This window comes from Burkholderia sp. Se-20373, assembly GCF_017104705.1.
Taxonomy (GTDB): Bacteria; Pseudomonadota; Gammaproteobacteria; order Burkholderiales; family Burkholderiaceae; genus Burkholderia.
The window spans coordinates 1-26035 of record NZ_JAAGPH010000116.1 but is presented as its reverse complement, the minus strand read 5'-3'; the positions used below and the strand labels follow the sequence as shown (position 1 = coordinate 26035).

The window sequence follows — 26035 nt, the reverse complement described above, 5'->3', positions numbered from 1 at the left end:
TCGGCTCGACGCGCGAGATCGACGTGGACGTGCGCATCGTCGCGGCGACCAACCGCGACCCGGAGGCCGCGATGGCCGACGGCAAGCTGCGGCCCGACCTGTTCCACCGGATCAACGTGTTCCCGATTCCGTTGCCGTCGCTGCGCGAGCGCGGCGACGACATCCCGATGCTCGCCGATGCGTTCCTGCAGCGCTACAACGAGGAAAGCGGCCGTTCATTGCGCTTCTCGGCCGCCGCGCGCGACGCGCTGAAGACTTACGCATGGCCCGGCAACGTGCGCGAGCTGCGCAACTTCGTGCAGCGCGCGAGCATCTTCAGCGATACGGACCTGATCGATACGCTGCCGCCGCCGATCATGGACGAACTGTCGAGCATGGTCGATTCGCATGACGATCGCGTCACCGTGCCGTTCGGCACGCCGCTCGAGGAAGTCGACCGCAAGCTGATCCTCGGCACGATCGCGCAATGCGGCGGCGTGAAGGCGCAGGCGGCCGAGGTGCTCGACGTCAGCCTGAAAACGATCTACAACCGGCTCGCGCAACTGGATGACGATGCGGGAAAACCGGATTCGTGATGGTGCCGCCGCGCTCACGCTCCGTTGCACGCATCCCGACGCGCATCGCGCTCGAGCTGGCGGCGCAGGCGTTCCACGTGCGGCGGGATCGTGCGGCGCTCACGCAGGATCCACGCCAGGCCCGCGAACGTGCGCGCGAGCATGCGCTCGCGCCACAGGCGCGGCAGCAGCCGCACGGTGTGCCGCAGCGCGGCCGGGGCCGGCCACCTGAGCCAGGCGGTCCAGATCGCGTTGCGGGTGGTCACGCGTGCGCGCGTGCGCGCGTCGCGCTGCGGCGACGGGTCATGGTGGACCGTGAGGCGCGGCGCATAGACGAGCCATCCGCCGGCGCGGTACAGGTCGAGCGCGAGCAGCGCTTCCTCGCCGCCGAGAAAGTAGCGCGGATGGTAGCCGCCTGCCTGCATGAATGCATCGCGCCGGAACGCCGTCGCGCCGGCCAGCAAGCCGAGGATCGGGCGGCCGGGCAGCGTGACGGGCGCGTCGAGCGGGCTGTCGGCCATCAGGCGGCAGGTCGGGTCTTCGCGTTGGTCGGCGCCGACGAGCACGCGTGCGGTGACGGCCGCGACGTGCGGATACGCGTCGAGCAGGTCCGCCGCTTGCTCCATCGACCCAGGCGCCCACCAGGTGTCGTCGTCGCAGAACGCGACGTGGCGCGTGCGGGCGACGGCCACGCCGAGATTGCGGCCGGCCGCGCCGAGATTGGCGGGCGCCTGCACGAGTACGACGTGCGGAAAGCGGTGGCGGATCAGCGCGGCGGTGTCGGCTTGCGCCGCATTGTCGACGACGACGATGGCGGGCCGGTCGGGCAGCGACGAGAGCCGGGCCAGCGTGTGCGCGAGTCCGGTCGGTCGTCTGAACGTCAGCACGATGGCGGTCACGCGCGGTTCAGGCGGCGGCGCAACGTGGCGCGCGGGGGTTACGCGAACGTGACGTCGCATTCGAGCCGCCAGTATGTTTCGGGTTCCTTGAGATCGGCGCGCATATGAGGATCGAACAACGCAACCTGGCTCGCATACGCGGCGACCGCGTCGGCTTTCGCGGCGATGGCTTCCGCGCGGTCGCCGGCCGGGGCGCCGGCCGGATGGGCGATCCAGCCGCGCTCGCGCCAGCCGCTCACGCGCCGGGCCATCAGCCCCGCGATCCGGCGGTACGGTACGTCCTCGTAGAAGCGCCACACGCGCGCCGCGTCGGGCGACGCGCGTGCGCGCTCCAGCAGCGACAACGCGGCTTGCTGCACTTGCAGATGATCGCGGTGGAACAGGCCGGCCGGCGCGAGGACGCCGAATCCGGCATGGGCGTCGATCTCCCGCGCCACGCGCGCGGCAATCGCCGCCGATGCGGCGGGCGTGCCGTATTGATCGTCGAGAAAGTCGAGCCAGACCGGCCGCGCGTCGAGCCGTGCGAGCGCGCGCCGGTCTTCGTCGCGGCGCGCACGCACGGCTTCGTCGGCGCGATCGAAGCCTGCGCGGCGATCCCACGGCGGCGCCGGCGCATCGCGCGGCGGAATGCCGGCGAACACGGTGACGACGATCGAACCGGGCGCTGCCGCAAGCAGGCGCCCGCAACTGAAGACAGCGTCGTCCAGATGCGGCGAGACGACGAGCCAGCGTGTCGGGGCAGGCGTCACGAGATGATCTCCCTGGTGGATGGCCAGCCGGGCGAGCAGGCATCGTGCCCGGCCGTCGTTGGCCCGAGGGCGCCCGGACGCGCGCGACAGGAATGCGTCCGATGATTGCAATGACCCATCCGCGCGCCGGCAATTACGTGATGGCAGCGATGCTGGTCGCGATCGCGACCGTGCTGCAGGCGCTCGCGATCCGCTTCGGCGGCGTGAACCTGCCGTTCGTGCTGTACTACCCGCTGCTCGCGGCCGCGGCATGGGCGACGTCGTTCCTGTTCGGTGTCGTGTCGACCGTGGCCAGCGGCATCCTCGTGTGGACGTTGTTCCTCTCGGATCCCGCGGCCTATACGCAGCCGCTGCCCGATCGGCTCATGCAGCTCGGCACGTTCATGCTGGTCGGCGTGCTGGTGTGCGCGCTCGCGGCGATGCTGCACCACGCGCGGCTCACGAACGATCGTGCGCGCCGGCGCGAGGCGGCCGCGCGGCGGCAGCTCGATGCCGTGTTGCAGGCACTGCCGCACGGTGTGATCGCGGCCGATGCGAACGGGCGGCTCACCTACCTCAATGCGGCCGCGGCCGCGCTCGTCGGCTGCCGGCCCGACGATGCGATCGGCCGCGCCGCGCGCGACGTGCTGCGGATCGTCGACCACGCAGGCCGCCGCGTGCCGACGACCCCGCTCGAACGCGCGCTCGGCGGCGCCCATGCGACCTCCGACCGGCACTGGCTGCACGCGGTGGGGGGCGGCGATCCGGTACCGGTCGTCGAGGTGGCGTCGCCGCTCGGCGACGCGCACGGCAACATCGACGGCGCGGTGATGATCGTGCGCGACGCCAGCGCGGACCGCGCGCGGGTCGATGCGTCGCGTCTTCAGCAAGCGGTCGTCGACGCATCGCCCGACGCGATCGTCGGCGTCGACGGCGAGGGCCGCATCGTCAGCTGGAACCCGGCCGCGCAGCGGATTTTCGGCTATGACGAAGACGACGCACGCGGCCGTTCGCTCGAAAGCCTGGTCGCGATGCGCTGGCTGCGGCGCAGCCCGTTCGCCGAATCGTTCGATGAACTGAGCGACGCGGTCGGGCCCGTCGAGCTGCTGTGTGTCCGGCGGGACGGCCGGCGGTTTCGTGCGACCGTGTCGGCGCGCCGGTTGCGCGGCGACGCGGTCGCGACCATTGCGCTGTCGCTGACGCTGCACGAGACCGGTGCGCGGCGCCGCCATGATCTGCGCGCGCAGCGGTCGCTGCAGGGGGCGCGCGATGCGCGCGACCAGGCCGATACGTCGAACCGGTTGAAGGACGAGCTGCTGGCCACGGTGTCGCACGAACTGCGCACGCCGCTGAACGTGATCTACGGTTGGGTCGAGGTGCTGCGCAACTCGGTCGACCACGCGCTGCAGCGTCAGGCGATCGATGCGATCGACCGCAGCGCGCGCTCGCTCACGCGGATGGTCGGCGACATTCTCGACGCGTCGTCGCTCGCGACCGGCAAGCTGCGGCTCGACGCGGCGCCGGTCGACCTCGCGCGGCTGTTCTCCGACTCGGTCGGCACGTTCCAGACGGCCGCGTCGTCGGCCGGCGTCATGCTCGAATTCGCTTGCGGGTCCAGCACGTTCATCGTGTCCGGCGACGCCGAACGGTTGCGGCAAATGCTGTCGAACCTCGTGTCGAACGCGCTCAAGTTCACGCCGGGCGGCGGCAGCGTGCATGTCGGGCTGGTGCGCAACGGCACGCATGCGGTGTTGACCGTGGCCGATACGGGGCAGGGGGTCGCGCCCGAGTTCGTGCCGTACGTCTTCGACATGTTCCGCCGTGCGGACGATTCGCCCGCGTCGTCGCGGCGCGGGCTCGGCCTGGGGCTGTCGATCGTGCGGCATATCGCGGAGCTGCACGGCGGCACCGTGACGGCCGAAAGCGCGGGCCGCGATCTCGGCTCGACGTTCACGGTGACGCTGCCGGCCGGCTGGCAGCCGGCCGGCGTGATGGCGTGGGGGCTCGCGCAGGCGGGCGACCGTCAGGCGCCGCTCGGGCTCGCCACGCAGCGGATCCTGATCGTCGACGACGATGCGACGACGCGCGCGAGCCTGACAGCCGCGCTGACGACGTTCGGCGCGGCCGTCACGGTGGCGTCGTCGGGCCGCGAAGCGCTCGCGATGGCCGCCGGGCTGCAGCCCACCGTCGTGCTGTCCGATCTCGCGATGCCGGACGGAGACGGCTTCTGGCTGCTCGACGCGCTGCGGCGCGGGGCCGGCAATGTCGACGGCGACGGCGACGGCGACGGCGACGGCAACGGCGACACGCGAAACCTGCGCGTGCTCGCCGTCACCGCGCACGCGGGCCTGGCGGATGAGCGCCGCGCCCTCGAGGCCGGCTTCGACGGCTATCTGTGCAAGCCGGTCGACGTGCGCGAACTGGCGCAGAAGATCATGCTCGTGACGAAGCGCGACGTCTGACGGCCGGCGCGCACCGGACGCGCCGGCGTCGTCACTGCGCCGGTGCCGGGCGGCGCGGCATATCGGCCTGCGCGAGCAGGTGCGACGCGATCTGCGTGCTGCGCACGAGATCGCCGGGCGGGTGATGCGCGGCCTGCCGGTGAATGAAGTACCGCACGGTACGCGCGAGCCCGGTGGCGAGCGGCGTGGTCGCGCGCCAGTCGAGGCGCCGCTGCGCGGCTTCGAGGTTCGGCCGCCGCTGGCGCGGATCGTCGGACGGCAGCGGCCGGAACTCGATCGCGACCGTCGCGCCGACGATCCGCACGACCTCGCGCGCGATGTCGAGCATCGCGATTTCGGCGTCGCTGCCGAGATTGACCGGCTCGCTCGCGTCGCCCGGCTCATTCATCAGCCGGATCAGCGCATCGACCATGTCGTCCACGTAACAGAACGAGCGCGTCTGCCTCCCGTCGCCGTAGACGGTCAGCGGCGCGTCGGCGAGCGCCTGCGTGATGAAGTTCGACACGACGCGGCCGTCGGCCGGATGCATGCGCGGGCCGTACGTGTTGAAGATGCGCGCGATCCGCACGTCGACGCCGTACTGGCGGTGATAGTCCATGAACAGCGTTTCCGCGCAGCGCTTGCCTTCGTCGTAGCAGGCGCGCAGGCCGACCGGGTTCACGCGGCCGCAGTATTGCTCGTGCTGCGGGTGGACGTCGGGGTCGCCGTACACCTCGCTCGTGGACGCCTGCAGGATGCGCGCCTTCACGCGCTTCGCGAGACCGAGCAGGTTGATCGCGCCGTGCACGCTCGTCTTGGTCGTCTGGACGGGGTCGCGCTGGTAGTGGACGGGCGACGCGGGGCACGCGAGGTTGTAGATCTCGTCGACCTCGACATAGAGCGGAAACGTCACGTCGTGCCGCATCAGTTCGAAGGTCGGCGCGTCGAGCAGATGCGCGATGTTGTCCTTCGCGCCCGTGTAGAAATTGTCGACGCACAGCACGTCGTGACCGTCCGTCACGAGGCGTTCACACAGATGCGAGCCGAGGAAGCCGGCGCCGCCGGCGACGAGTACGCGTTTGCGATCATGGCCCTTCATCATGCGTTCTCCTTGCGATGGGCGAGCGCGCCCGAGGTGATCGACACGGGCGTGCGGCGACCGGTGCCGGCCGACGCGCCGGCGCTGCGCGGCCGCGCGACGTCGCGATAGATGTCGACGAGCCGGTCGGCCACGCCTTGCCAGGTGTAGAACCGATGTGCGCGCAGGTAGCCGGCGCGTCCCAGCGCCGCGCACAGATCGGGTTGCGCGCGCAGCTGGACGAGCCGCGCGGCCAGCGCGGCGGGATCGCGCGGCGGCACGAGATAGCCGGTCTTGCCGTCTTCCACCGTCGTGCGGATGCCGCCGACGCGGCTGCCGATCACCGGCGTCGCGCAGGCCATGGCCTCGACCGGCGTGATGCCGAACGGCTCGTACCACGGGGTCGTGACGAACACGTCGGCCGCGCTGTAGTACAGGTGCAGCGTGTCGCGGTCGCGCCGGCCGACGAAGGTCACGCGATTGGCGATCCCCAGCTCGTGCGCCAGCCCGGCGAGGCGGGCGAGCTCCGGGTCGCGGGCCGGGTCGGGCGTGGCCTGGCTGCCGCCGACGATATAAAGGTGGGTCGGCCGGCGCGGGTCGCGCGGCATGCGGGCCAGCGCGTCGATCACCGTGTCGATGCCTTTGCGCGGCACGAGGCGGCCGAGCTGCAGCACGACGAAGGCATCCTGCGGCCAGCCGAGCTGCGCGCGCGCGTCGATGCGCGGCGTCGGCCTGAGTTCCCGCACGTCGAAGCCGCACGGCACGATCTCGATGCGCGCGGCGTCGGCGCGATAGTGCGTCGTCAGGTCGAGCGCATCCTGCGGGCATTCGGCGATCATGCGGTCCGAGCGACGCGCGAGCGTGTCCTCGATCGCGAAGCGCGCATCGGGGAAACCGTCGGCGTCGCCCTGATGCAGCCGGCGCACGCGGCCGAGTGCATGGAAGGTCGTGACGAGCGGGATGCCGAGCTGTCGCTTCACGCGCAATGCCGCGTCGCCCGACATGAAGAAGTTCGCGTGCATCACGTCGACCGGGTCGGGCTCGCGCCGCATGCGCGCGACCATGCTGTCCGCAAACGCGACCATGTACGGCAGCAGCCGTTCCTTGGGCACGTCGGTCGGTGGCCCGGCCGGTACGTGGATCACGCGCATGTGCGTGCCGATCGGCACGACTTCCGGCAGGTGCGGATTGTCGCAGCGCGTATAGACGTCGACGTCGAGGCCGCGCTCGGCCAGTTGCTTCGCGACGTTCGCGACGTAGATGTTCTGCCCGCCGGCATCGACGCCGCCGATCACCCCCAGCGGCGATGCGTGCTCACTGATCAACGCGATTCTTTGCATGGTGTTGCTCCCGGTCTCGGGGCCGCGGGGATGGGCCGCCGTTGCCGGTGGTTCGGCAAGCGGCGTACCCGGTGCGTTGCCCGTGGCGCCCCCCGTCGGGATACCGAAAAAATTACAACGGGTTGGATGAAAGGGCGTCTGATCGGGCGATCCCGCGGCGGCGCCGCACCGGCACCGAGGCACGCGACTTGCGCTGTCCCGCTCACCCGCCGGCTATCCCGGCTCGACGAAAGGAGGTCACGATGAAGGCATTTCCGCTGCAAGCCCGTTCCTCGAGGATCCGCCGTCGCAATGCAATGCGCGCCGGCATGGCGATCGCGATCGCCGCCACCACGGCGTGCGCGGTGATCGCGCCGAACGCGCTCGCCGCCGGCGACGACAGTGCCGCGTCGATGTCAGCGTCGTCGCATACGACGACCGGCACGAAGATCCGCGACGCCACGATCACGACCAAGGCGAAGGCCGAGCTGGTCGGGACGAACGGGCTGTCGTCCGGCGACATCCACGTGAAGACGCGGCGCGGCATCGTGACGCTCACCGGCAGCGTGCCCGAGGAGGCGCAGCGCACGCAGGCCGTCAGCGTCGTGAAGCAGGTCGACGGCGTACAGGACGTGCGCGATCAGCTGACGATCCGGGCCAAGTGACCGCGGCCGCGCCGCACAAGGAGTCCAGCCATGAACTGCATGCTCAAACCGGTCGGCGAGCAGACGATCGTGATCACCGGCGCGACGAGCGGTATCGGCCTCGTCACCGCGCGCAAGGCCGCGCGCCGCGGCGCGAAGCTGGTGCTGTTCGCGCGGAACGAAGCCGCGCTCGATACGTTGTGCGAGGAACTGCGCCAGCATGGCGATCTCGCGGTGGCGGTCGCGGGCGACGTGGGCAATCTCGAGGATCTGCAGCGCGCGGCCGCCAAGGCCGTCGAGACCTACGGCGGTTTCGACACGTGGATCAACAACGCCGGCGTATCGATCTTCGGCCCGGCTTCCGCGGTGCCCCTCGACGACCAGCGCAAGCTGTTCGACACCAACTACTGGGGTGTCGTGCACGGCTCGCTGGTGGCGGCCGACCACTTCCGGCGCAAGGACGACTTTCACGGCGGCGCGATCATCAACATGGGCAGCGAGGCGTCCGACGCGCCGGTGCCGTTGCAGAGCGCGTATGCGGCGTCGAAGCATGCGGTGAAGGGCTTTACCGATTCGCTGCGGCTCGAGATGGAGGGCGACCACCTGCCGGTGTCCGTGACGTTGATCAAGCCGGCCGCGATCGACACGATGTTCGTGATGCACGCGAAAAACTACATGAACGTCGAGGCGAAGCTGCCGCCGCCGATCTACGACCCGGAACTGGTGGCCGACGCGATCCTGTTCGCGGCCGCGCATCCGCGCCGCACGCTGTTCGTGGGCGGCGCGGCGAAGTTCACGTCGGCGAGCGCGTATCACGTGCCGCGCCTGTTCGATCGCATCGCGTCGCGGCTGTTCTGGCGCAGCCAGCGCACGGATCGCCCGGCCCGCCCGCGCGACGACAACGCGCTGTACGAGCCGCGCCATGCGCTGCACGAGCGCGCAGGCATGGACGGGCCCGTGCTGCGCGGGTGCGCCTACAACACGGTCGTTCAGCGGCCGAAGGTGGCGGGGGCGCTTGCCCTCGGTGCGGCGGCGCTGGTGGTCGCCGCGCTGGCGCGTGCGCGCCGCGCGTCGACGTGATTTCGTTCATCCCCAAGGAGATTTTCATGACATCCCGACAGCATACGGGCCACGAATACAGCCACTCGCGCGCGCACGAAGGCGAGCGCACGCAGCAGGACCATGACAAGGGCGGCCATCAGGGCGGCCACGGCAAGGCGCCGAGCCCGATCGACGTGCAGAAGGCGTTGAAGGGCATGGACTATCCGGCCAGCAAGGCGGCGGTCGTCGAGTGCGCGGAACGCTCGCATGCGGATCCCGGCGTGATCGACATGCTCCGCCGCATTCCCGATCGCGAATACGGTACGCCGGCGTCGGTGTCGAAGGAACTCGGGCGGCTGATGTGAGCGCCGACCCGTCGCGCCGCGTGCGATTGCACGCGGCGCCACCCCCGTCACGAGGAGCACGACCATGGCGATGATCGTCGCAGGCCGCTTCACGACGTTCGACGAAGCGGAAGGTGGGGCGCGCCACCTTTACGAGCGCGCGTTCGGTTCGGATGACGTATCGATCTTCTTCCTGAATCCGGCCGGACAGCATGCGCGCTTTCCGATCGGGGGCGACGTCTATGCCGACACGGCGGCGAAGCCGGGCGGGCGCGGCGCGATGATCGGCGCGATCCGCGGGGTGGTGATCGGTATCGTCGTGGGCCTCATCGTCTATGTGATCGGCGTGCGCTACTGGTTCGTGCCGGCCGCCGCCGCGCTGGCCGGCGCGTATCTCGGCGCCTTCGGCGGCGCGCTGGGCCGGATGCGCGGCGAGCAGGCCGAGGGCAAGGGCACGCTCGCGCGGAGCGAATCCGGCGTGATCCTCGCGGTGCGCGTGGCGCCCGACACAGCCAATACCGCGGAAGACGTGCTGCGCGCGACCGGGGCGTCGTCGATCGAGCGTGTCGAGGGCGACTGGCGGGACGGCGAGTGGCGTGACTTCGATCCGGTACGCCGGCCCGGCGAGCCTGCATCGAGCGACCCCCCACGCTGAATTTTTTACGCCCGTTCGTCGCGTTGCGCGCGCAACGACGTCGCCGCCGTGCGCGGCACGCCGCTTGCGAGCGATTGACGACACCGTTCAGGGAGGAACGCACCCATGACTACTGCACAGACACCGCCGCCTCAGAAGCAGGACCATCAGCCGGGCACCGAGCGCGACATGCATCCGCAGCCGCGCGACTCGGCGGCCGACTACGTCGGCAGCGGCAAGCTCGCCGGTAAGGTCGCGCTCGTGACGGGCGGCGACAGCGGCATCGGCCGCGCGGTCGCGATCGGCTTCGCGAAGGAAGGGGCCGACGTCGCGATCGTCTACCTGAAGGAGTCCGACGACGCCGCGCAGACGAAGCAGTTGATCGAGCAGGCCGGCCGGCGTTGCGAGGCGATCATGTGCGACGTCGGCGATCGCCGGCAGGCGCACGATGCAGTGGCGCGCACGGTCGAGCGGCTCGGGCGGCTCGACGTGCTCGTGAACAACGCGGGCGAACAGCATCCGCGCCCGGGCATCGAGGACGTGACCGAGGAACAGCTCGAACGCACGTTCCGCACGAACGTGTACGGGATGTTCTTCTGCACGCAGGCCGCGCTGCCGCACATGAAGCACGGCGGACGCATCGTCAACACCGCGTCGGTGACCGCGTATCACGGCAATCCGACGCTGCCCGACTACTCGGCGACCAAGGGCGCGATCGTCGCGTTCACGCGGTCGCTGTCGGCGGAGCTGGCCGAGCGCGACATTCGCGTCAACGCGGTCGCGCCCGGGCCGATCTGGACGCCGCTGATTCCATCGACGTTCACCGCCGAGCAGGTCGCGAAGTTCGGCGCGAACGTGCCGCTGAAGCGGCCGGGGCAGCCGGACGAACTGATCGGCTGCTACGTGCTGCTCGCGTCGGAAGGCGCGAGCTACATGACCGGGCAGACGCTGCACCCGAACGGCGGCTCGATCGTCGGCGGCTGACGGCCGTCTCTCGCCTAATGCAAGGAGGAAGCCCATGAAACGACCCCACTGGACGATCGCGGCGTTCGCCGCGGCCCTGCTCGCCGCCGGCGGCCTCGCCCGCGCGCAGATGCCGAGCGAGCCGCCCGCATCGAATTCACACGTGCCGGGCGGCGTGATCAACCCGTCGTCGGGCGCGGGCGACGCGATGATCGCGAAAGCGCCGCAAGGCGGCGACGCGGAATTCGTCGACAAGGCGGCCATCGCCGGCAAGGCCGAGATGCAGGCGAGCCAGCTTGCGCTGCGGCAGGCGCAGTCGCCGGACGTGCGCGCCTTCGCGCAGCGCATGGTGGCCGATCACGGCAAGGCGAATGCGCGCTTGAACGAGATTGCCACGCGCCAGGGCATGAAGCCGCAGGTCGAGCAGATCCAGGACCCCGACGTCGAGGCGCTGCGCGGCAAGCACGGTCGCGACTTCGACGTTGCGTACGTCGCGGCGGTCGGTCCGGCTGCGCACCGCAAGGCCGTCGCGCTGTTCGAAGGCGAAGCGCGCAACGGGCGGGATCCGCAATTGAGGGAGTTCGCGAGCACCACGCTGCCGACGCTGCGGCATCACCTGAGCATGGCGCAGGTGCTCGAACGCAAGGTGGGCGCGCAGTAACGCGTGCCCGTTCAACCCCGGGCCGCGCGTGCGGCCCGTCTTTTTGGAGAGTCAGTCATGGCCCATCGGCAACCGAAGCATGAAGGCATCCGCGAATTGCTCTGCCAGGCATACGAAACCGAGCTTGGCGGCGCGAAGATCTACGAAGCCGCGCTGCAATGCGCGACCGACGAGGATTTGCACAAGGAATGGGAGAAGTACCACCGCGAGACGCTGCATCACCAGGAGGTGCTGCGCAAGGTGTTCGACACGCTCGGCATGGATCCCGACGCGCAGACGCCGGGCCGCAGCGCGGTGGCGGCCATCGGCAAGGCGCTCGTGCATACGATCGAGCAGGCGCGGAAGCAGGCCGAGCCGGCGGTCGCGCAGGTCGTCGCGGCCGAGTGCGTGGTGCTCGCCGAGACCAAGGATCACCTGAACTGGGAGCTGATCGGCTATGCGGCCGACCAACTGTCGGGCGATGCCGCGAAGACGCTGAAGGACGCGCACGACGAGGTCGAGGCCGACGAGGATCATCACCTGTATCACACGCGGGGCTGGGCGCGCGAGATGTGGATCCAGTCGATGGGCTTCAAGGCGGTGCTGCCGCCGCCGGAAGAAGTGAAGAAGGTCGAATCGGCGGCGGACGCGGCGCGCGCCGAAAAGTCGCGCGGCAAGATGATGTAAGTGCGGCGGGCCGGGCTTGGCGGGAGGCGGTCAGCCCGGCCCGGCGCGACGAAAGTGGTGTGCGCCATGAACGGTCGATGCGCGGCTCAGGTCACTAGGTCGACGACCATCGTCACGACCGACGCCGCCATCAGCGCGACCGCCAGCCAGCCGAAGGTTTTCGACACGATGCCGCTGCCGGGTTGCCCGGCCGCCTCGCGCCGCTGCGACAGCAGCATCACGAGCACGAGCATCGGTACCGCCGCGATGCCGTTGAGCACCGCGCTCCAGTACAGCGCCTTGATCGGGTCGATCGGGCTCGCGCACATCGCGATGCCGGCGAATACGCACAGGGCCAGCACCGCATAGAACGCGGGGGCACGCCGCACCGGCTCGTTCAGCCCTTCGCGGAACCGCCACGCTTCCGCGCAGCCATACGCGGCGCTGCCCGCGAACGCGGGAATCGCGAGCAGCCCGCAGCCGACGATGCCGAACGCGAACACGAGAAACGCGGCTTCGCCGGCGATCGGCCGCAGCGCCTCGGCGGCTTGCGCGGTGCTGCCGATGTCGTGCCGGCCGTGCGCGAAGAACACGGCGGCGCCGATCACCATGATGCAGAACGACACCGCGTTCGTGACGATCATGCCCACCCACGTGTCGAACGTGACGCGCCGCTCGGTCTCGCGGCGTGTGTCGGGTTGCCCGGATGCCGTTTCCTCCACTTCGAGCGCGGCCTGCCACACGAACAGGTACGGGCTGAGCGTCGTGCCGAGCACGGCCACCGTCGTGGTGGCATACGCATGCGTGAATTCGATCCGGGGCAGCACGATCGCGTGCAGTACGGCGTGCCAGTCGATCCGCACGAAGCCGAGTTCGAGCACGTAGGCGATCAGCCCGAGCGTCATCCATTTCAGCCAGCGCGCATAGCGTTCGTACGACAGCACGACCTGCAGCGCGAGCGACGCGACCCCGTAAGCCGGGGCGTACCAGTAGCTGCGCCCGCCAGCGACGAGCGCCGTCGCGTCTCCCATCGCCGCGAGATCGGCGCCGACGTTGACGACGTTGACGATCGCGACCATCACGATCAGCGCCTTGGCGAGCCGGTCGGAGTAGTGCTCGCGAATGCCCGCGACGAGGCCCGCGCGGTTGCGGCGCCCGATGAACGCCGACGCGAGCTGCACGGCCACCATCATCGGCAGCGTGCCGACGATCATCCACAGCATGTTGAAGCCGAACTGGCTGCCGGCCTGCGCGTAGACCGCGATGTTGCTCGGATCGGCATCGGACGCCCCCGCGAGCAGGCCGGGGCCGAGCCGCCGGTACCACGGTGTCGGGTTGCGCGGCGCGGCGTCCGCGGCCGGCTGCACGTCGTCGCCGGGCGCGCTCATCGGGTGCCTCCGCGTGCGCCGGGCCGGTTGTCGCGATCGAGGTCGCCGTCGCGGTCGGGTTCGCCGGCCAGGCGCGATGCGGTGCGCAACGCGTCGACGAGCGTCCGGTACGCATGCTCGCGCGAATCGGCGCCGCGCGTGCGCAGCACGTACGACGGGTGATAGGTGGCGACGACGAGCAGGCCTTGCGCCGTGCGAACCGGCGCGCGTGCGGCCTCCAGCGTCGCATCGTTGTCTTGCAGCAGCGCGCGCAACGCGGTGCCGCCGAGCGCGACGACGACGCGCGGCCGTACCGCGTCGAGCTCGCGTTCGAGCCAGTAGCGGCACGCGGCCACCTCGCGTTGCGCGGGCGTTTTATGCAGCCGCCGCTTGCCGCGCGGCTCCCATTTGAAGTGCTTGACCGCGTTCGTCAGGTAGCAGTGCGCGCGCTCGATCCCGGCTTCATCGAGTGCGCGGTTCAGCATGCGCCCGGCCGCGCCGACGAACGGCAATCCCTTGCGGTCCTCCTGGTCGCCCGGCTGCTCGCCGACCAGCATGATCGTCGCGTCGACGGGGCCGGCCCCGGGCACCGGCTGCGTCGCATGCTCCCACAACGCGCAGCGGCGGCATGCGCCGAGTGTCGCCGGTGCGTCGTCGGCGGGCGGCGGCGTTTGGCGCGTCATGTGACGACGCCCGTGCGGCCCGGGGCGCGGCATGTCGCGCACGCCAGCGGGGCGGGACAGAAACGAAAGCGCAGCGTGACGCGCATGAGGGGCTCCGGTACGACGATTCGACCTGTACAGCAACTGCCGTTCCGCATCGTTCGAGCCGGGCTGGCGCCCGTACACGGCCGGATCATCTGCAATACGCCCCCGCGACACCCGGCAAGAAAAACGCCCCGCGCGGGCGGGGCGTTCGACGCGGCTGCGCCGCCGAACCGGCGCAGCGCGAAAACGCGATCAGAGACGGTCGCGTGAGCGCGGATCGTTCAGGTCCTCGGTCGGGTCGGTCAGCCCGAGTTCGTCGCCGGCGCTCCAGTACGGCGTGCTGCCGTAGAACTCGTGCAGCGGTGTCGCCCATTGCGGATCGGCCATCGCCGGCCAGTGGTCCTTGTCGAACCCCGGTGCGTTGCGGATCCGCTCGGACGACACCGACAGCAGGAAGCATTTGCGCTCGGTGTCGAGCGTGAGCGCGCTCCACGGGATCGCGTGCAGCTTGTCGCCGATGCCGAGGATGCCGCCGCTCGACAGTACCGCGTAGGCGACGCGGCCGGAGCGCACGTCGAGCATGATGTCCTTGATCTTGCCGACGTCGTCGCCGTCGGTCGTATAGACCTTGTCGCCTTCCAGCGTATCGGCCGCCATCACGTCGGGGCCAGGGCCGGCCGCCGTCGCGGCGCCCTTGCCGATGATGCGGGTTTGACCTTGATCGGAAGTCTGCATGGTGTCCTCCAGGCTGCATGGGGCGCGACGGTGCCCGGGGGCGGGCCCTGCGGGTCGCGCGGGGTGGTCGGGACGGGGCGAGGGTCGCTCCGTCACGTCTGCTTCGGTTGCGACACGCCCTCGAGCGTGTTCGCGAGATCGTCCCGCTCGGGGCCGGCCATGCGGGTCGCGATGTCCGCGAGCGACAGCATGCCGACCAGCCGCTTGTCGTGATCGACGACCGGCAGGCGGCGCAGTTGCGCGTCCGCCATGTAGTGCTGGATCTCGTCCAGCGAATCGTCGTCGAAACACCATTCGATCGGGCCTGATGCGACTTCGTGGATGCGCGTCTCCGGCGGCTTGCCGGCCGAAATCGCGCGCACCGCGAGATCCCGGTCCGTCACCATCCCGATCAGCCGGTTGTTGTCGCACACGGGCAGGGCGCCGATGTCGTAGCGCTCCATCAGTTGCGCGGCATGACGGATCGAGTCGGTCGGTGCGATGTGCACGACGTCCTGCGACATGATTTCGTTGACGCGATGCATGAATTTCTCCTCTCGAGTTCGGTAGTGCAATGGATCGAAATGGGCCGCACAAAATCAGCAAGCCACGTGCCGTGGGCGCTCACGCGTCGCCGCGTTCGCGCTTGTCCTGCCACGGCCCCTCGTCGTGCGTGCCGGGCGGCGTGTCCGGCTCGATGCGCGTGACGCCGCCGGTCGCGGGCGGGTCGCTCGCGGGAAACGTGTCCTCGAGCTGCTTGTCGATATGGCGTTCCGAATGGCGCGTCCGCGCGCGGTCGTGGTGCTTGAGCGGCGGCGACGGATCAGGTTGCCGTTCGTGTGCCGGCGCGTCGTGGCCGGTCCGGGTCGAATCCTTCATCGCAAGCCTCCATGTCGATGCCGATGGCGTGTCCCACCCGCAACGGCCATGCCCGGCCTGCGCCGGGATGCGCCGGACGCACGCGGCACGCGACTTGCCGCGATGGCGATGACGATGACGATGACGATGACGCATGGCGCAACCGGTGCCGGCCGCGTCTACATCGAGCGGGAGGCACGATGACGATTCCGAAACGACGACCGGGCGTGCGCTACGAGGTCAACGTATGCGGCGGCGGATTCGATTCGTTGAAGAGCCATTTCAACGAATGGAAGCATGAACCGCTGATCTACCGGCCCGAGCGCCGGATGTTCGAAGGCAAGGCCGACGTGAGGCCGCTCGGCGGCGAGACGTTCGGCTCGACCGAGCCCGCGCGGTTCGCGCTGCAGCGTGCGTGCGAGCCGTCCGATTCGTATGCGCTCGCCGCGCAGGTACGCGATGACGGCCGCGAGCTGTGGCTCGTGATGGCCGCGTTCGACGCGTAGCCGCGCCGTTGCAAGATTTGCAGCGGACGGTGTAGCGAAGGCACGGCAGGCCGATCGCGGCACCCGCGTGCGCGTCGCGGCGGACACGCGGATGGCGAGAAGGACGGCATGCGGCTTGCGCACCCTGGGCAGGCGAAGGTCGCGCCCGCTGTCGACCCGCCGACCCCGCAAGGAAGGAGTGCCGATGACACCTGACACAGCGCAGTGGCTGCAGCGGCCCGAACCGCCGCTACCCGGCATCGGGCCGGATCCGGAACCGCCCGATCCCGACGACGTGCCCCCCGACCTGCCCGAGCCGTACCGGCAACCCGAGGGCGACCCGCCGGGGCATGCCCCGCCGGAGCGTGAGCCGCCCGTGCATACGCCGCCGATCGGCGCGGTCCCGCGAACGCGCAACGAGGCATGGTCATGAGCATCCGCTTGAAACCCGGCGTATTGCGCGACATCGCCGAAACGCTCGGCCGCCATTTCGAGGCACGCGCGATGCCGTTCCATATCGAGGAAAAGCCGCTCGGCGCGTTGCATATCGGCTTTCGCGTCGACGGTCATCCGGCGTCGCTGACCGTGGCGTTCGACGCCGACGCGTTCGCCGCGCTCGAGCAGGCCGGCATCGACGCGCAGCGCCGTGCGCTCACGCGCGTGGCGGTGGAATTCGACGCGATGATGGCGCGCCGCGCCCCCACCGCGTACGCCGGCGATTTCCGTTTCAACCGGCTATGAGATGCCGGTCACAGGGAGGATTTCGATGAACCCGATCCAGAACACGATACGCATGGGCGTCCTTGCGTGTGCCGCCGTGTGCGCGCTGGGTGCATGCACGCAACCGGCGAACGGCCCTTACGGCGCCCGTGGTGCGTCACCCGACAGCCGCGGCGCACAGTCGACCACGACGATGCCCGACGCGAATACGCGTGGCGATACGCGCCCGGCGCCGGGCACGATGATGCCGCAGGGCACGGCCGGCGGCGAAGCGGCCGACGGGCCGTCGACCGGCTCGACCGGTGCGCAGGGTGACCGGCCGCTGCCGGGCACGCCGCCGCTGATGCAGTACTGACCCGGCGCCCGTACCTCACCCCGGCATGCGCGCGGGATCGCCTGCGCCGTGCAGCGCGCCGTCCAATGCGGCGCACGGCATGCCGCCCCGCTGTGCGGCCGGAGGAAACCGATGGCGAATCCGCGCGAACACCTGGAAGACTGGCTGCGCGATGCGTATGCGATGGAGCGGCAGGCGGAGATGCTGCTCGCCGCGCAACTGAAACGGCTCGATCACTATCCGCAGTTGCAGGATCGCTTGCGCCAGCATCTCGACGACACGCTCGGCCAGCAGGCGCTCGTCGAAGCGTGCCTGATGCGGCTCGGCACGACGCCGTCCGCGATCAAGGACCTGGCCGCGCGCATTGCCGCGTATGGCCGGATCGCGAGCGGCATGCTGGCCGTCGACGAAGTGGTGAAGGGAGCGCTGGCCGGGTACGCGTTCGCGCATGTCGAGATCGCCGCGTATACGGCGCTCGCCGCGGCCGCGCAGGCGGCCGGCGAAGCGGAGATCCACGCCTGCTGCGAACGGATCCTGCAACAGGAGCGCGGCATGGCCGCGTGGCTGCTGCGCCACCTGCCGGCACTGACGACCGCCTTTCTCGATCGTTCGGCCGTCGACCGCATCGATGCGAAGCGCTGACGGTTGACGATCCGGCAGGCTTCACGGCTGACGGAATGCGTGTCCAAAACTTGCCGCCGGCTTGTAAATAATCCGCTCCCGCTCGCGGCCACACCCAGGGCGAACCCGCCACGGACGCGCTTCGACGCGCTGGCACGCTCAATGCATGACGCAGGCAGACGGTCAACCGTGAATCGAACCGCCGGGCGGCTTTCGAGGCTGGCGTCGCCGGGGCCACGCGGCCGAGGCATCGTTCTTGCGCATGGCACCGTGACGAAGGATCGCCAGGTGATGACGATTTCGCGAGCCGGCCCGCAGTGCCGCGACGCGGCGTGACGGCCGGGCGATGCGACCGCATTCGACCGCGTTCAACCCCGTGCGCGCCACCGCCTGCCGCGATGCGCGCACCCACGAGAGGAGCACGACCATGCCAGCCAAATCGCAGGCCCAGCAACGCGCCGCCGGGGCCGCCCTGTCGGCCAAGCGGGGCGAGACGAAAATGAAGGACCTCAAGGCGCCGTCGAAGTCGATGGCCAAATCGATGAGCGAAAAGGAGCTCGAGAAAATGGCCTCCACGCCGACCCACGGCAAACCGAAACACAAGCACGACGCCTGATCGACGCCGATACGTACCGGTGACCGCTGTCATCCAGGAGGGTTCCATGCTTCGATACGCCATCATCTTCTTCATCATCGCGATCATCGCGGCCGTGTTCGGTTTCGGCGGCATCGCAGCCGGCGCGGCGGAGATCGCGAAGATCCTGTTCTACATCTTCGTGGTGATCTTCCTGGTCACGCTGCTGCTGGGCGTCGTTCGACGATGAGCGTCACGCCCGACCGGTCGCAGCGCATCGCGGAACTGGAGCATGCGCTCGCGAACGGTTTCCCGTCGGCATCGACCGTCGTCGTGCACGCGGACGATGCGTCCGGGCGGCTGACGATCCAGGTGTCGTGGGTGCGTGTGCCGGCCGACGCGAGCGCGCGCAACTGGCGTTGCGCGGTCGACCTGCGGTTCGAGCCGGACGTGATCACGCGTTATGCGTCGCTCGACGCGGCCGACCGGCTGCGCTTGCGCACCCATCTGTGCGACCGCGCGCGGCGCGCGGTGGACGCGCGCAAGCCGCGCGTCGAGGACGCGGCGATCGAATGCAACGTCGCGCTCGACGTGACGCGTGCCGAACTCGGCGCGGCGTTGCGCGCACCCTGAAGCCACCGCCGGCCGGCGGGTGCGGTCGCGCCCGGCCGCGCCGGTTTTCCTGCCGTCCGCCCGTGCGCGCCGCAGCCATGCGGCGCGCGCGTGGCGGATACCCTTCCGAACGCCACGAGGATCCAATCGATGACCCATTCCCCCTCATCCGGCAAGACGCCGCCCGCCCAGCCGCAGGACAGCGCGAAATCGCGCCAGCTCGACGCGCACCGTTCGCGGCCCGACCACGAGGCACTGCGCACCAACCAGGGCGTGCGGATCGCCGACAACCAGAACACGTTGCGCGGCGGCCCGCGCGGCCCGTCGCTGCTCGAAGACTTCATCATGCGCGAGAAGATCACGCATTTCGATCACGAGCGCATTCCGGAGCGCGTGGTGCATGCGCGCGGCTCGGCCGCGCACGGCGTGTTCCGCGTGTACGAGCCGATGGCCGACTACACGAAGGCCGCGTTCCTGCAGGATCCGGCCGCCGAAACGCCGGTGTACGTGCGTTTCTCGACGGTGCAGGGGCCGCGCGGCTCGTCGGACACCGTGCGCGACGTGCGGGGCTTCGCGGTGAAGTTCTATACCGAAGAGGGCAACTACGACCTCGTCGGCAACAACATGCCGGTGTTCTTCATCCAGGATGCGATCAAGTTTCCCGACTTCGTGCATGCGGTGAAGCCGGAGGCGCCGAACGAGATGCCGACCGGCGCGTCCGCGCACGACACGTTCTGGGATTTCGTGTCGCTGGTGCCGGAAACCACCCACACGGTGCTGTGGCTGATGTCCGACCGCGCGCTGCCCGCGAGCTTCCGCGCGATGGACGGCTTCGGCGTGCATACGTTTCGCTTCGTGAACGCGGCGGGCGCCGAGCGTTTCGTGAAGTTCCACTGGCGGCCCGTGAGCGGCGCGTATTCGCTGCTGTGGGACGAGGCGCAGCGGATCGCCGGCCATGACCCGGACTTCAACCGGCGCGACCTGTGGATGGCGATCGAGCGCGGCGACTATCCGGAGTTCGAACTCGGCGTGCAGATGATCGATCCGGCCGATGCCGACAAGTTCGACTTCGATCTGCTCGACGCGACCAAGCTGGTGCCGGAAGAATTGGTGCCGGTGCGGCCGATCGGCCGGATGACGCTGAACCGCAATCCCGACAACTTCTTCGCGGAAACCGAACAGGTCGCGTTTCATCCGGGGCACGTGGTGCCGGGCATCGACTTCACGAACGATCCGCTGCTGCAGGGGCGCCTGTTCTCGTACACCGACACGCAATTGAGCCGGCTCGGCGGCCCGAACTTCCACGAGATCCCGATCAACCGGCCGGTGTGCCCGTTCGCGAACAACCAGCGCGATGCGATGCACCGGCAGACGATCAACGTCGGGCAGGCGTCGTACGAACCGAATTCGACGAGCGGCGGCTGGCCGCGCGAGACGCCGCCCGCGCCCGCCGGCGGCGGCTTCGAGACCGTGCACGAGCCGCTCGAAGGCGACAAGGTGCGCGTGCGCAGCGAGACGTTCGCCGATCATTTCTCGCAGCCCGCGCTGTTCTACCAGAGCATGACCGAGATCGAGCAGCGGCATATCCGCGACGCGTACTGCTTTGAACTCGGCAAGGTGACGCAGCCGCCCATTCGCGAGCGGGTGGTCAACGACATCATTGCCCGCTTCGACGCGGGGCTGGCCGCGCAGGTGGCTGAGCGGCTCGGGCTGCCCGCGCCGCACGGGGGCGCGACGCCGGCGGTCGCGCAGCGTTCGCCGGCGCTGAGCCTGATCGGCCGCGCCAAGCCCGGCATCCAATCGCGCAAGATCGCGCTGATCGCGACCGCCGGGACGAGCGAGGCGCTCGTCCAGCAGGTGCGCGATGCGCTGCAGGCCGCGCATGCGGTGCCGACGGTCGTCGCGCCGACGCTGGCGCCGATCGGCAGCATCGTGCCGCAGGCGACGCTGGCCGGCATGCCGTCGGTGATGTTCGACGCGGTGTTCGTGTGCGGCGATGACGGCGACGGTCGCGACCTCGCGCACAGCGCCGACGCGCGGCATTTCGTGCGCGAGGCGTTCAAGCACCTGAAGCCGATCGCGGCCGTCGGGTCGGGGCGGCAATTGCTGAGCGCCGCCCATTTGCCGGACCCGGCCGAAGGCGTGTGCGTCGGGCAGGCCGTCGATCTCGACGCAGTCTTGAACGACCTGTCCGATCACCTCGGCCGCCATCGCGTCTGGGCGCGCGAGCAGCAGGCCGCCGAGTTGCCGGCCTAGCACCACGCGATCATGGACGTCGTCGTCGCGCTGTTCGGACAGGGCCGGCTGCTCGACCCCGGGCAGATGGTGCTGCGCTCGATCGTCGTGTTCGCGATCGCGCTGGTGCTGATCCGCATCGCCGGGCGGCGCGCGTTCGGCCAGCGTTCGCCGTTCGACTACGTGGTCGGCATCCTGCTCGGCGCGATCCTGAGCCGCGCGGTGGTCGGTGCGTCGCCGTTCGTCGCGACGGTGGCCGCGTCGTTCGCGATCGCGCTGCTGCATCGCGTGATCGGCTGGGCCTGTGTGCGCTCGCGCCGGCTCGAACGGCTGCTGGTCGGCGCGGAGCGCGAGGTGTATCGCAACGGCCGCTTCGACGACGCGCAGATGCGCGCGGCGCTGATCACGCCGACGGACGTCCATGAGAGCGTGCGTCAGGCGCTCGGCGCGGACGACCTGTCGGACGTCGACGCGGCGATCCTGGAGCGCAACGGCCACGTCAGCATCGTGCGGCGCAGCCGTTGCCGGAGGCCGTGACGGCTGCGTGCGGCGAGAGACGCCGCGAGGAGGACATCGATGACTCGCATGATCTGGAAAGGCGCGATCAGTTTCGGGCTCGTTCACGTGCCCGTGCAGCTGTTTCCGGCCACGCGCACCGTGAAGCCGTCGTTCCGGCTGCTCGACAAGCGCTCGATGGACCCGGTCGGCTATCGGCAGGTCAACAAGCGCACCGGCAAGGACGTCACGCGCGAGGACATCGTGCGCGGCTACGAGTACGAGAAGGAGCGCTATGTCGTGCTGACCGACGACGAGATCCGCGCGGCGAACCCCGAATCGACGCAGACCGTCGACATCGTCACGTTCGTCGACGCGGGCGCCGTGTCGTTCCTGTATCTCGACACGCCGTACTATCTCGTGCCCGACCGCAAGGGCGAGAAGGTCTATGCGCTGCTGCGCGACGCGCTGAAGGACAGCGGCAAGATCGGCATCGCGCACGTCGTGATGCGCGACCGCCAGCATCTCGGCGCGCTGATTCCGGTCGGGCCGCTGCTCGCGCTCGATACGCTGCGCTGGCAGGAGGAACTGCGGCCGCTCGACGAACTGTCGGTGCCGGCCGACGACGCGAAGCGCGCGGGCGTCAGTGCGCGCGAACTCGCGATGGCGAAGAAGCTGATCGACGACATGTCGGGCGCCTGGACGCCCGACGAGTATCACGACACGTTCCGCGACGACATCCTCGAGCTGGTCGAGCGCAAGGTGCGCGCGGGCCGCATCGAGGAAATCGAGGACCGGCCCGCGCAGACGGCGCGCACGGCGACCAACGTGGTCGATCTCACCGAGCTGCTCAAGCGCAGCCTGAAGGGCGGCGGGGGTGCGCGTGCCGCGCGCACGGACGACGCCGAGGAAGACCGTGCGCCTTCGCCTTCGCCATCGACCGGCGCGCGGCGCAAGCCGGCGGCGAAAACATCCGCGAAGGGCGTGGCGAAGAAGCCGGCGAATGCATCGGCGAAGCGCGCGGCCGCGAAGCACGGCGCGACCGGCACGCATGCGGCGAAGAAGACCGCCGTGCGCCGCAAGCACGCCGCGTGACGACGCGGGAAGGAGGGTGACGCGATGGCCGGCAAGCTCGAACCCTATCGCCGCAAGCGCCGCTTCGATGCGACGCCGGAACCCGAGGGGGCGCACGGGCGGCGGCGCGCGGGTGCGGATGCCCACGCGAGCGCGCAGAACGCGCAGAACGCGCATAAAGCGCGACCATCGGCGCGCACCGCCCGGCCGCTGCGCTTCGTGATCCAGGAGCATCACGCACGGCGGCTGCACTACGATTTCCGTCTCGAACTCGACGGCACGCTGAAGTCATGGGCGGTGCCGAAAGGGCCGAGCGTCGACCCGTCGGTGAAGCGGCTGGCCGTGCACGTCGAGGATCATCCGCTCGAATATGCGTCGTTCGAAGGCGAGATCCCGGCCGGCCATTACGGCGCGGGCTCGGTCACCGTGTGGGACGAGGGCACGTGGACGCCCGACGGCGGCATCGCCCGCGCGCGCGACGGCTACCGCGCGGGCAAGCTGACGTTCCGGCTCGACGGCACGAAGCTGCACGGCGGCTGGGCGCTGGTGCGCAGCGGGCGGCAGCAGGGGCGCCAGGAGCAATGGCTGCTGATCAAGGAACGCGACGACGACGCGCGCGATGCGGCCAGCTTCGATGTCGTCGCGCAGCAGCCGGGCAGCGTGCATGACGGCCGGACACAGGCGGCGCGCAAGGCGCCTGCCCATCCGCCGCATGACGGCGGGGCGCGCGCCACGGCGATCGATCCGTCGCAGGCGGAAGGCGCGGTGCGCGCGGCATTGCCCGAGCGCGTGACGCCGCAACTCGCGACGCTCGTCGATGCACCACCCGCTCACGATGATTGGCGCTACGAAGTGAAGTTCGACGGATACCGGATCCTCGCCCGGATCGCGGGCCGCGGTGCGCGTCGGCACGTCACGCTGATGACGCGCGAAGGTCGCGACTGGACCGCGAAGCTGCGCGTGCAGCGCGACGCGCTCGCGGCGCTCGAGGTCGACAACGCGTGGCTCGACGGCGAGGCCGTCGTCCTGGGCGAGCACGGGCTGCCCGATTTCCAGGCGCTGCAGAACGCGCTCGGCGCGGGCCGTTCGGACGCGGTGACGCTGTTCGTGTTCGATCTGCCGTTTCTCGACGGATACGACCTGCGCGATGCGCCGCTCACCGCGCGACGCGCGCTGCTCGAACCGTTGCTCGCCGGCAGCGATCCCGCGCGGCTGCGCTACTCGCCCGATCTCGGCGACGACGTCGCGTCGCTGATCGCGAGTGCGTGCGACACGGGGCTCGAAGGGCTGATCGGCAAGCGCGCGGATTCACGCTATCGCGGCGGCCGCTCGTCCGCATGGATCAAGCTGAAATGCCGGCGGCGCCAGGAGTTCGTGATCGGTGGCTATACCGAGCCGTCGGGCAGCCGGCACGGCTTCGGCGCGCTGCTGCTCGGCGTGTACGAGCCGGCCGCGGGCGGCAAGCGGCCCAGGCGGCCGCGCGCCGCCCCGCCGTTGCGCTATGTCGGCCGGGTCGGCACCGGGTTCGACACGCGTCTGCTCGACCGGCTCGCGGCGACGCTGCGCCGGCACGAACGCGACACGACGCCGTTCGATCCGCCGCCGCGCGAACGGTCCCGCACGCGCGTCCACTGGGTCGAGCCGACGCTCGTCGCCGAATGCGAATTCGCGGAATGGACGAGTGACGGCATCGTGCGGCAGGCGGCGTTCATCGCGCTGCGCGACGACAAGCCGGCGCGGCAGATCGTCCGCGAAGTGCCACGGCCAACCAAAACGGAGGCGACGATGAACGAATCCCGCGCGGCGCACGACGCATCCTCGCATGCCCCGCAACCCGATACGGCGCACGGCCGCAAGCACGGCGCGCGAGCGGCCGTGTCTGCCGGCGACACGCAGCGCGCGGCCGCCGCCGATCGTGTCGGCCGCGTGCGCATCACGCATCCCGAGCGGGTGCTCGATCCGCACAGCGGCACGCGCAAGATCGACCTCGCGCACTACTGGCAATGGGTCGCGCCGTGGCTGCTGCCGGACCTGAAGGGCCGGCCCGTGTCGCTCGTGCGCGCACCGGGCGACATCGCCGGCGAACTGTTCTTCCAGAAGCATGCCGAGCGCCGCGAGATTCCGTTCGTCACGCAGCACGAAGGGCTCGATCCCGGCCACGGGCCGCTGCTGTCGCTCGACAGCGTCGATGCGCTGCTCGGCGCCGCGCAGATGGGCACGGTCGAGCTGCACACGTGGAACGCGCACGCGTCGAACATCGAGCGGCCGGACCGCATCGTGTTCGACCTCGATCCCGATCCGGCGCTGCCGTGGCGCGCGATGATCGACGCCGCGCAGCTCGTGCGCGGGCTGCTCGACGAGCTGGGCCTCGCCTCGTTCTGCAAGACGAGCGGCGGCAAGGGGCTGCACGTCGTCGTGCCGCTCACGCGGCATGCGGGCTGGGACGACGTGAAGGATTTCTCGCGCGCGGTGGCGCAGCACATTGCGGGCGCGCTGCCCGACCGTTTCACGGCGACGATGGGGCCGCGCCACCGGCGCGGCAAGATCTTCGTCGACTACCTGCGCAACGGCCGCGGCGCGAGCACGATCGCCGCGTACTCGGTACGCGCGCGGCCCGGCATGGGCGTATCGGTGCCGCTCGACTGGGACGAGGTGCCCGACACGACGGGCGGGGCGCAATGGACGATCGACACGCTGCGCGAACGCCTGGATGCGTTGAAACGCGATCCGTGGGAAGGCTATGCGCACGCGCGGCAGCGCATCACCGCGGCGATGCGCGCGCGGCTGGGCGCTGAAACGTGAATGCGTCAACGCCGACGCGGCAGACGGTGGTGCCCGCTTTTCGGCGGCGCTGCGGAGGTCCCGCGTGCGATCACGGAGGTCGACACGACGGCCCGCATGCGTGACGACCGCGGCATGGGCCTTGCTGAAAGGAAGGGCAGGCATTTCCTTCACGTGATCTCTATCAGGGAGCAAACTTCATGAAATCGGTATCCGAATCGAAGTGTGTCGCGCCGCGCGTGCTGGCGTGCGCGGCCGTCGCGATCATCGCGGCCGCGCCTGCCGCATGGGCGCAGAACTCGCAACGCCCGGACGAGGGCACCGGTGCGCCGAATCCGTCGATGGACATGTCGACGCCGGGCACCAACGGCAATACGGCCGCGCCGCCCCCGCCCGCGCAGCCCGGCGACAACATGCATTGCCTCGTGGTGCCGATGGGGCCGGCCGACAAGCAGGAGACGGGCTCGCTGTTCTTCGTCGAGGCGATCAATGCCGCGCGCGAGCGGG

General features: G+C 70.1%; 32 protein-coding genes and 1 pseudogene. 23 read left to right on the top strand and 10 right to left on the bottom strand.

Annotated features, from left to right (window positions below; translation table 11 throughout):
* Positions 1-575: sigma 54-interacting transcriptional regulator (locus tag G3N96_RS28925; protein ID WP_206139300.1), on the top strand; the 575-nt coding region annotated here is incomplete at its 5' end.
* 14 nt (positions 576-589) lie between these two features.
* Here G3N96_RS28925 and G3N96_RS28920 read toward each other — a convergent pair.
* Positions 590-1513, bottom strand: a complete 924-nt coding sequence (locus G3N96_RS28920) for a glycosyltransferase family 2 protein (protein WP_206139299.1) — start codon at positions 1511-1513, stop codon at positions 590-592.
* The gene (locus G3N96_RS28915) at positions 1492-2202 is read right to left on the bottom strand and encodes a PIG-L family deacetylase (protein WP_206139298.1); all 711 of its coding nucleotides are present in this window, start codon (positions 2200-2202) and stop codon (positions 1492-1494) included. The genes G3N96_RS28920 and G3N96_RS28915 overlap by 22 nt, the downstream gene beginning before the upstream one ends.
* A 101-nt stretch (positions 2203-2303) precedes the next feature.
* On the opposite strand from G3N96_RS28915, the gene G3N96_RS28910 reads away from it, so the two are divergent.
* Positions 2304-4643 (top strand): ATP-binding protein, encoded by a 2340-nt coding sequence (locus G3N96_RS28910; RefSeq protein ID WP_206139297.1) that lies wholly within the window; start codon positions 2304-2306, stop codon positions 4641-4643.
* Positions 4644-4674: 31 nt separating this feature from the next.
* Here the strand turns inward: G3N96_RS28910 and G3N96_RS28905 are convergent, their stop codons facing one another.
* On the bottom strand, positions 4675-5721 hold the full coding sequence (locus tag G3N96_RS28905) for a UDP-glucuronic acid decarboxylase family protein (protein ID WP_124579773.1): 1047 nt from the start codon (positions 5719-5721) through the stop codon (positions 4675-4677).
* Positions 5721-7040 (bottom strand): glycosyltransferase family 1 protein, encoded by a 1320-nt coding sequence (locus G3N96_RS28900; RefSeq protein ID WP_206139296.1) that lies wholly within the window; start codon positions 7038-7040, stop codon positions 5721-5723. Before G3N96_RS28900 ends, G3N96_RS28905 begins: the two co-directional genes overlap by 1 nt.
* Before the next feature lie 242 nt (positions 7041-7282).
* Here G3N96_RS28900 and G3N96_RS28895 point away from each other — a divergent pair, with 242 nt between their 5' ends.
* The 7 genes from G3N96_RS28895 to G3N96_RS28865 all read left to right on the top strand — a co-directional run bounded on the left by G3N96_RS28895 (position 7283) and on the right by G3N96_RS28865 (position 11972).
* Positions 7283-7684 (top strand): BON domain-containing protein, encoded by a 402-nt coding sequence (locus G3N96_RS28895; RefSeq protein ID WP_206139295.1) that lies wholly within the window; start codon positions 7283-7285, stop codon positions 7682-7684.
* A 30-nt stretch (positions 7685-7714) separates the two neighbouring features.
* Positions 7715-8743 carry an SDR family oxidoreductase gene (locus G3N96_RS28890; RefSeq protein WP_124579725.1) on the top strand — a complete coding sequence of 343 codons (1029 nt, stop codon included), beginning with the start codon at positions 7715-7717 and terminating at the stop codon, positions 8741-8743.
* A gap of 26 nt (positions 8744-8769) precedes the next feature.
* The gene (locus tag G3N96_RS28885) at positions 8770-9069 is read left to right on the top strand and encodes a DUF2795 domain-containing protein (protein ID WP_089459842.1); all 300 of its coding nucleotides are present in this window, start codon (positions 8770-8772) and stop codon (positions 9067-9069) included.
* A gap of 64 nt (positions 9070-9133) precedes the next feature.
* A complete protein-coding gene (locus G3N96_RS28880) occupies positions 9134-9703 on the top strand; it encodes a hypothetical protein (RefSeq protein WP_206139294.1) in 570 nt (189 codons plus the stop codon).
* Positions 9704-9808: 105 nt separating this feature from the next.
* Positions 9809-10666 (top strand): SDR family oxidoreductase, encoded by an 858-nt coding sequence (locus tag G3N96_RS28875; protein ID WP_089459844.1) that lies wholly within the window; start codon positions 9809-9811, stop codon positions 10664-10666.
* A 34-nt stretch (positions 10667-10700) separates the two neighbouring features.
* Complete coding sequence (locus tag G3N96_RS28870) at positions 10701-11306, top strand: DUF4142 domain-containing protein (protein ID WP_206139293.1); 606 nt, start codon at positions 10701-10703, stop codon at positions 11304-11306.
* Between the two features lie 57 nt (positions 11307-11363).
* Entirely contained in the window at positions 11364-11972 is a 609-nt protein-coding gene (locus G3N96_RS28865; RefSeq protein ID WP_206139292.1) for a DUF892 family protein, read from the top strand.
* A gap of 86 nt (positions 11973-12058) precedes the next feature.
* Here the strand turns inward: G3N96_RS28865 and G3N96_RS28860 are convergent, their stop codons facing one another.
* From G3N96_RS28860 to G3N96_RS28840, 5 genes are all read right to left on the bottom strand, one after another.
* Entirely contained in the window at positions 12059-13339 is a 1281-nt protein-coding gene (locus G3N96_RS28860; RefSeq protein WP_206139291.1) for a divalent metal cation transporter, read from the bottom strand.
* Complete coding sequence (locus G3N96_RS28855; protein ID WP_206139290.1) at positions 13336-14001, bottom strand: UdgX family uracil-DNA binding protein; 666 nt, start codon at positions 13999-14001, stop codon at positions 13336-13338. Before G3N96_RS28855 ends, G3N96_RS28860 begins: the two co-directional genes overlap by 4 nt.
* 276 nt (positions 14002-14277) lie before the next feature.
* Positions 14278-14760: a PRC-barrel domain-containing protein gene (locus G3N96_RS28850; protein WP_124579710.1), complete on the bottom strand. Its 483-nt coding sequence runs from the start codon at positions 14758-14760 to the stop codon at positions 14278-14280.
* Positions 14761-14852: 92 nt separating this feature from the next.
* Positions 14853-15284 carry a CBS domain-containing protein gene (locus G3N96_RS28845; RefSeq protein ID WP_089459853.1) on the bottom strand — a complete coding sequence of 144 codons (432 nt, stop codon included), beginning with the start codon at positions 15282-15284 and terminating at the stop codon, positions 14853-14855.
* Positions 15285-15363: 79 nt separating this feature from the next.
* Positions 15364-15618, bottom strand: coding sequence for a hypothetical protein (locus G3N96_RS28840; protein ID WP_089498322.1), 255 nt, complete (start codon positions 15616-15618; stop codon positions 15364-15366).
* 48 nt (positions 15619-15666) lie between these two features.
* Here G3N96_RS28840 and G3N96_RS39760 point away from each other — a divergent pair, with 48 nt between their 5' ends.
* From G3N96_RS39760 to G3N96_RS28815, 6 genes are all read left to right on the top strand, one after another.
* Complete coding sequence (locus G3N96_RS39760) at positions 15667-15801, top strand: hypothetical protein (protein ID WP_277399461.1); 135 nt, start codon at positions 15667-15669, stop codon at positions 15799-15801.
* Positions 15798-16103: a hypothetical protein gene (locus tag G3N96_RS28835; protein WP_089443848.1), complete on the top strand. Its 306-nt coding sequence runs from the start codon at positions 15798-15800 to the stop codon at positions 16101-16103. Before G3N96_RS39760 ends, G3N96_RS28835 begins: the two co-directional genes overlap by 4 nt.
* Before the next feature lie 184 nt (positions 16104-16287).
* On the top strand, positions 16288-16515 hold the full coding sequence (locus G3N96_RS28830; protein ID WP_124579704.1) for a hypothetical protein: 228 nt from the start codon (positions 16288-16290) through the stop codon (positions 16513-16515).
* Complete coding sequence (locus tag G3N96_RS28825) at positions 16512-16823, top strand: hypothetical protein (protein WP_124579702.1); 312 nt, start codon at positions 16512-16514, stop codon at positions 16821-16823. The genes G3N96_RS28830 and G3N96_RS28825 overlap by 4 nt, the downstream gene beginning before the upstream one ends.
* Positions 16824-16848: 25 nt before the next feature.
* The gene (locus G3N96_RS28820) at positions 16849-17157 is read left to right on the top strand and encodes a hypothetical protein (RefSeq protein WP_206139289.1); all 309 of its coding nucleotides are present in this window, start codon (positions 16849-16851) and stop codon (positions 17155-17157) included.
* Positions 17158-17268: 111 nt separating this feature from the next.
* Positions 17269-17778, top strand: coding sequence for a DUF892 family protein (locus G3N96_RS28815; protein ID WP_206139288.1), 510 nt, complete (start codon positions 17269-17271; stop codon positions 17776-17778).
* A gap of 162 nt (positions 17779-17940) precedes the next feature.
* Here the strand turns inward: G3N96_RS28815 and G3N96_RS28810 are convergent, their stop codons facing one another.
* Positions 17941-18186 carry a hypothetical protein gene (locus G3N96_RS28810; RefSeq protein WP_206139287.1) on the bottom strand — a complete coding sequence of 82 codons (246 nt, stop codon included), beginning with the start codon at positions 18184-18186 and terminating at the stop codon, positions 17941-17943.
* Between G3N96_RS28810 and G3N96_RS28805 the strand changes: the two genes are divergently transcribed.
* From G3N96_RS28805 to G3N96_RS39385, 8 genes and pseudogenes are all read left to right on the top strand, one after another.
* On the top strand, positions 18185-18373 hold the full coding sequence (locus G3N96_RS28805; protein ID WP_089443853.1) for a DUF3008 family protein: 189 nt from the start codon (positions 18185-18187) through the stop codon (positions 18371-18373). The two genes, G3N96_RS28810 and G3N96_RS28805, sit on opposite strands and share 2 nt — an antisense overlap.
* A gap of 46 nt (positions 18374-18419) precedes the next feature.
* Positions 18420-18581: a DUF1328 family protein gene (locus G3N96_RS28800; protein ID WP_006767422.1), complete on the top strand. Its 162-nt coding sequence runs from the start codon at positions 18420-18422 to the stop codon at positions 18579-18581.
* Complete coding sequence (locus G3N96_RS28795; RefSeq protein WP_206139286.1) at positions 18578-18964, top strand: DUF3022 domain-containing protein; 387 nt, start codon at positions 18578-18580, stop codon at positions 18962-18964. Before G3N96_RS28800 ends, G3N96_RS28795 begins: the two co-directional genes overlap by 4 nt.
* A 129-nt stretch (positions 18965-19093) precedes the next feature.
* Positions 19094-21199 carry a catalase HPII gene (gene katE / locus G3N96_RS28790; protein WP_206139285.1) on the top strand — a complete coding sequence of 702 codons (2106 nt, stop codon included), beginning with the start codon at positions 19094-19096 and terminating at the stop codon, positions 21197-21199.
* 12 nt (positions 21200-21211) lie between these two features.
* On the top strand, positions 21212-21715 hold the full coding sequence (locus tag G3N96_RS28785; RefSeq protein ID WP_206139284.1) for a YetF domain-containing protein: 504 nt from the start codon (positions 21212-21214) through the stop codon (positions 21713-21715).
* Positions 21716-21754: 39 nt separating this feature from the next.
* Positions 21755-22768 (top strand): Ku protein, encoded by a 1014-nt coding sequence (locus tag G3N96_RS28780; protein WP_241022867.1) that lies wholly within the window; start codon positions 21755-21757, stop codon positions 22766-22768.
* Positions 22769-22792: 24 nt separating this feature from the next.
* Positions 22793-25549 carry a DNA ligase D gene (gene ligD / locus G3N96_RS28775; protein WP_206139283.1) on the top strand — a complete coding sequence of 919 codons (2757 nt, stop codon included), beginning with the start codon at positions 22793-22795 and terminating at the stop codon, positions 25547-25549.
* 179 nt (positions 25550-25728) lie between these two features.
* A pseudogene (locus tag G3N96_RS39385) lies at positions 25729-26035 on the top strand (hypothetical protein); the annotation flags it as partial.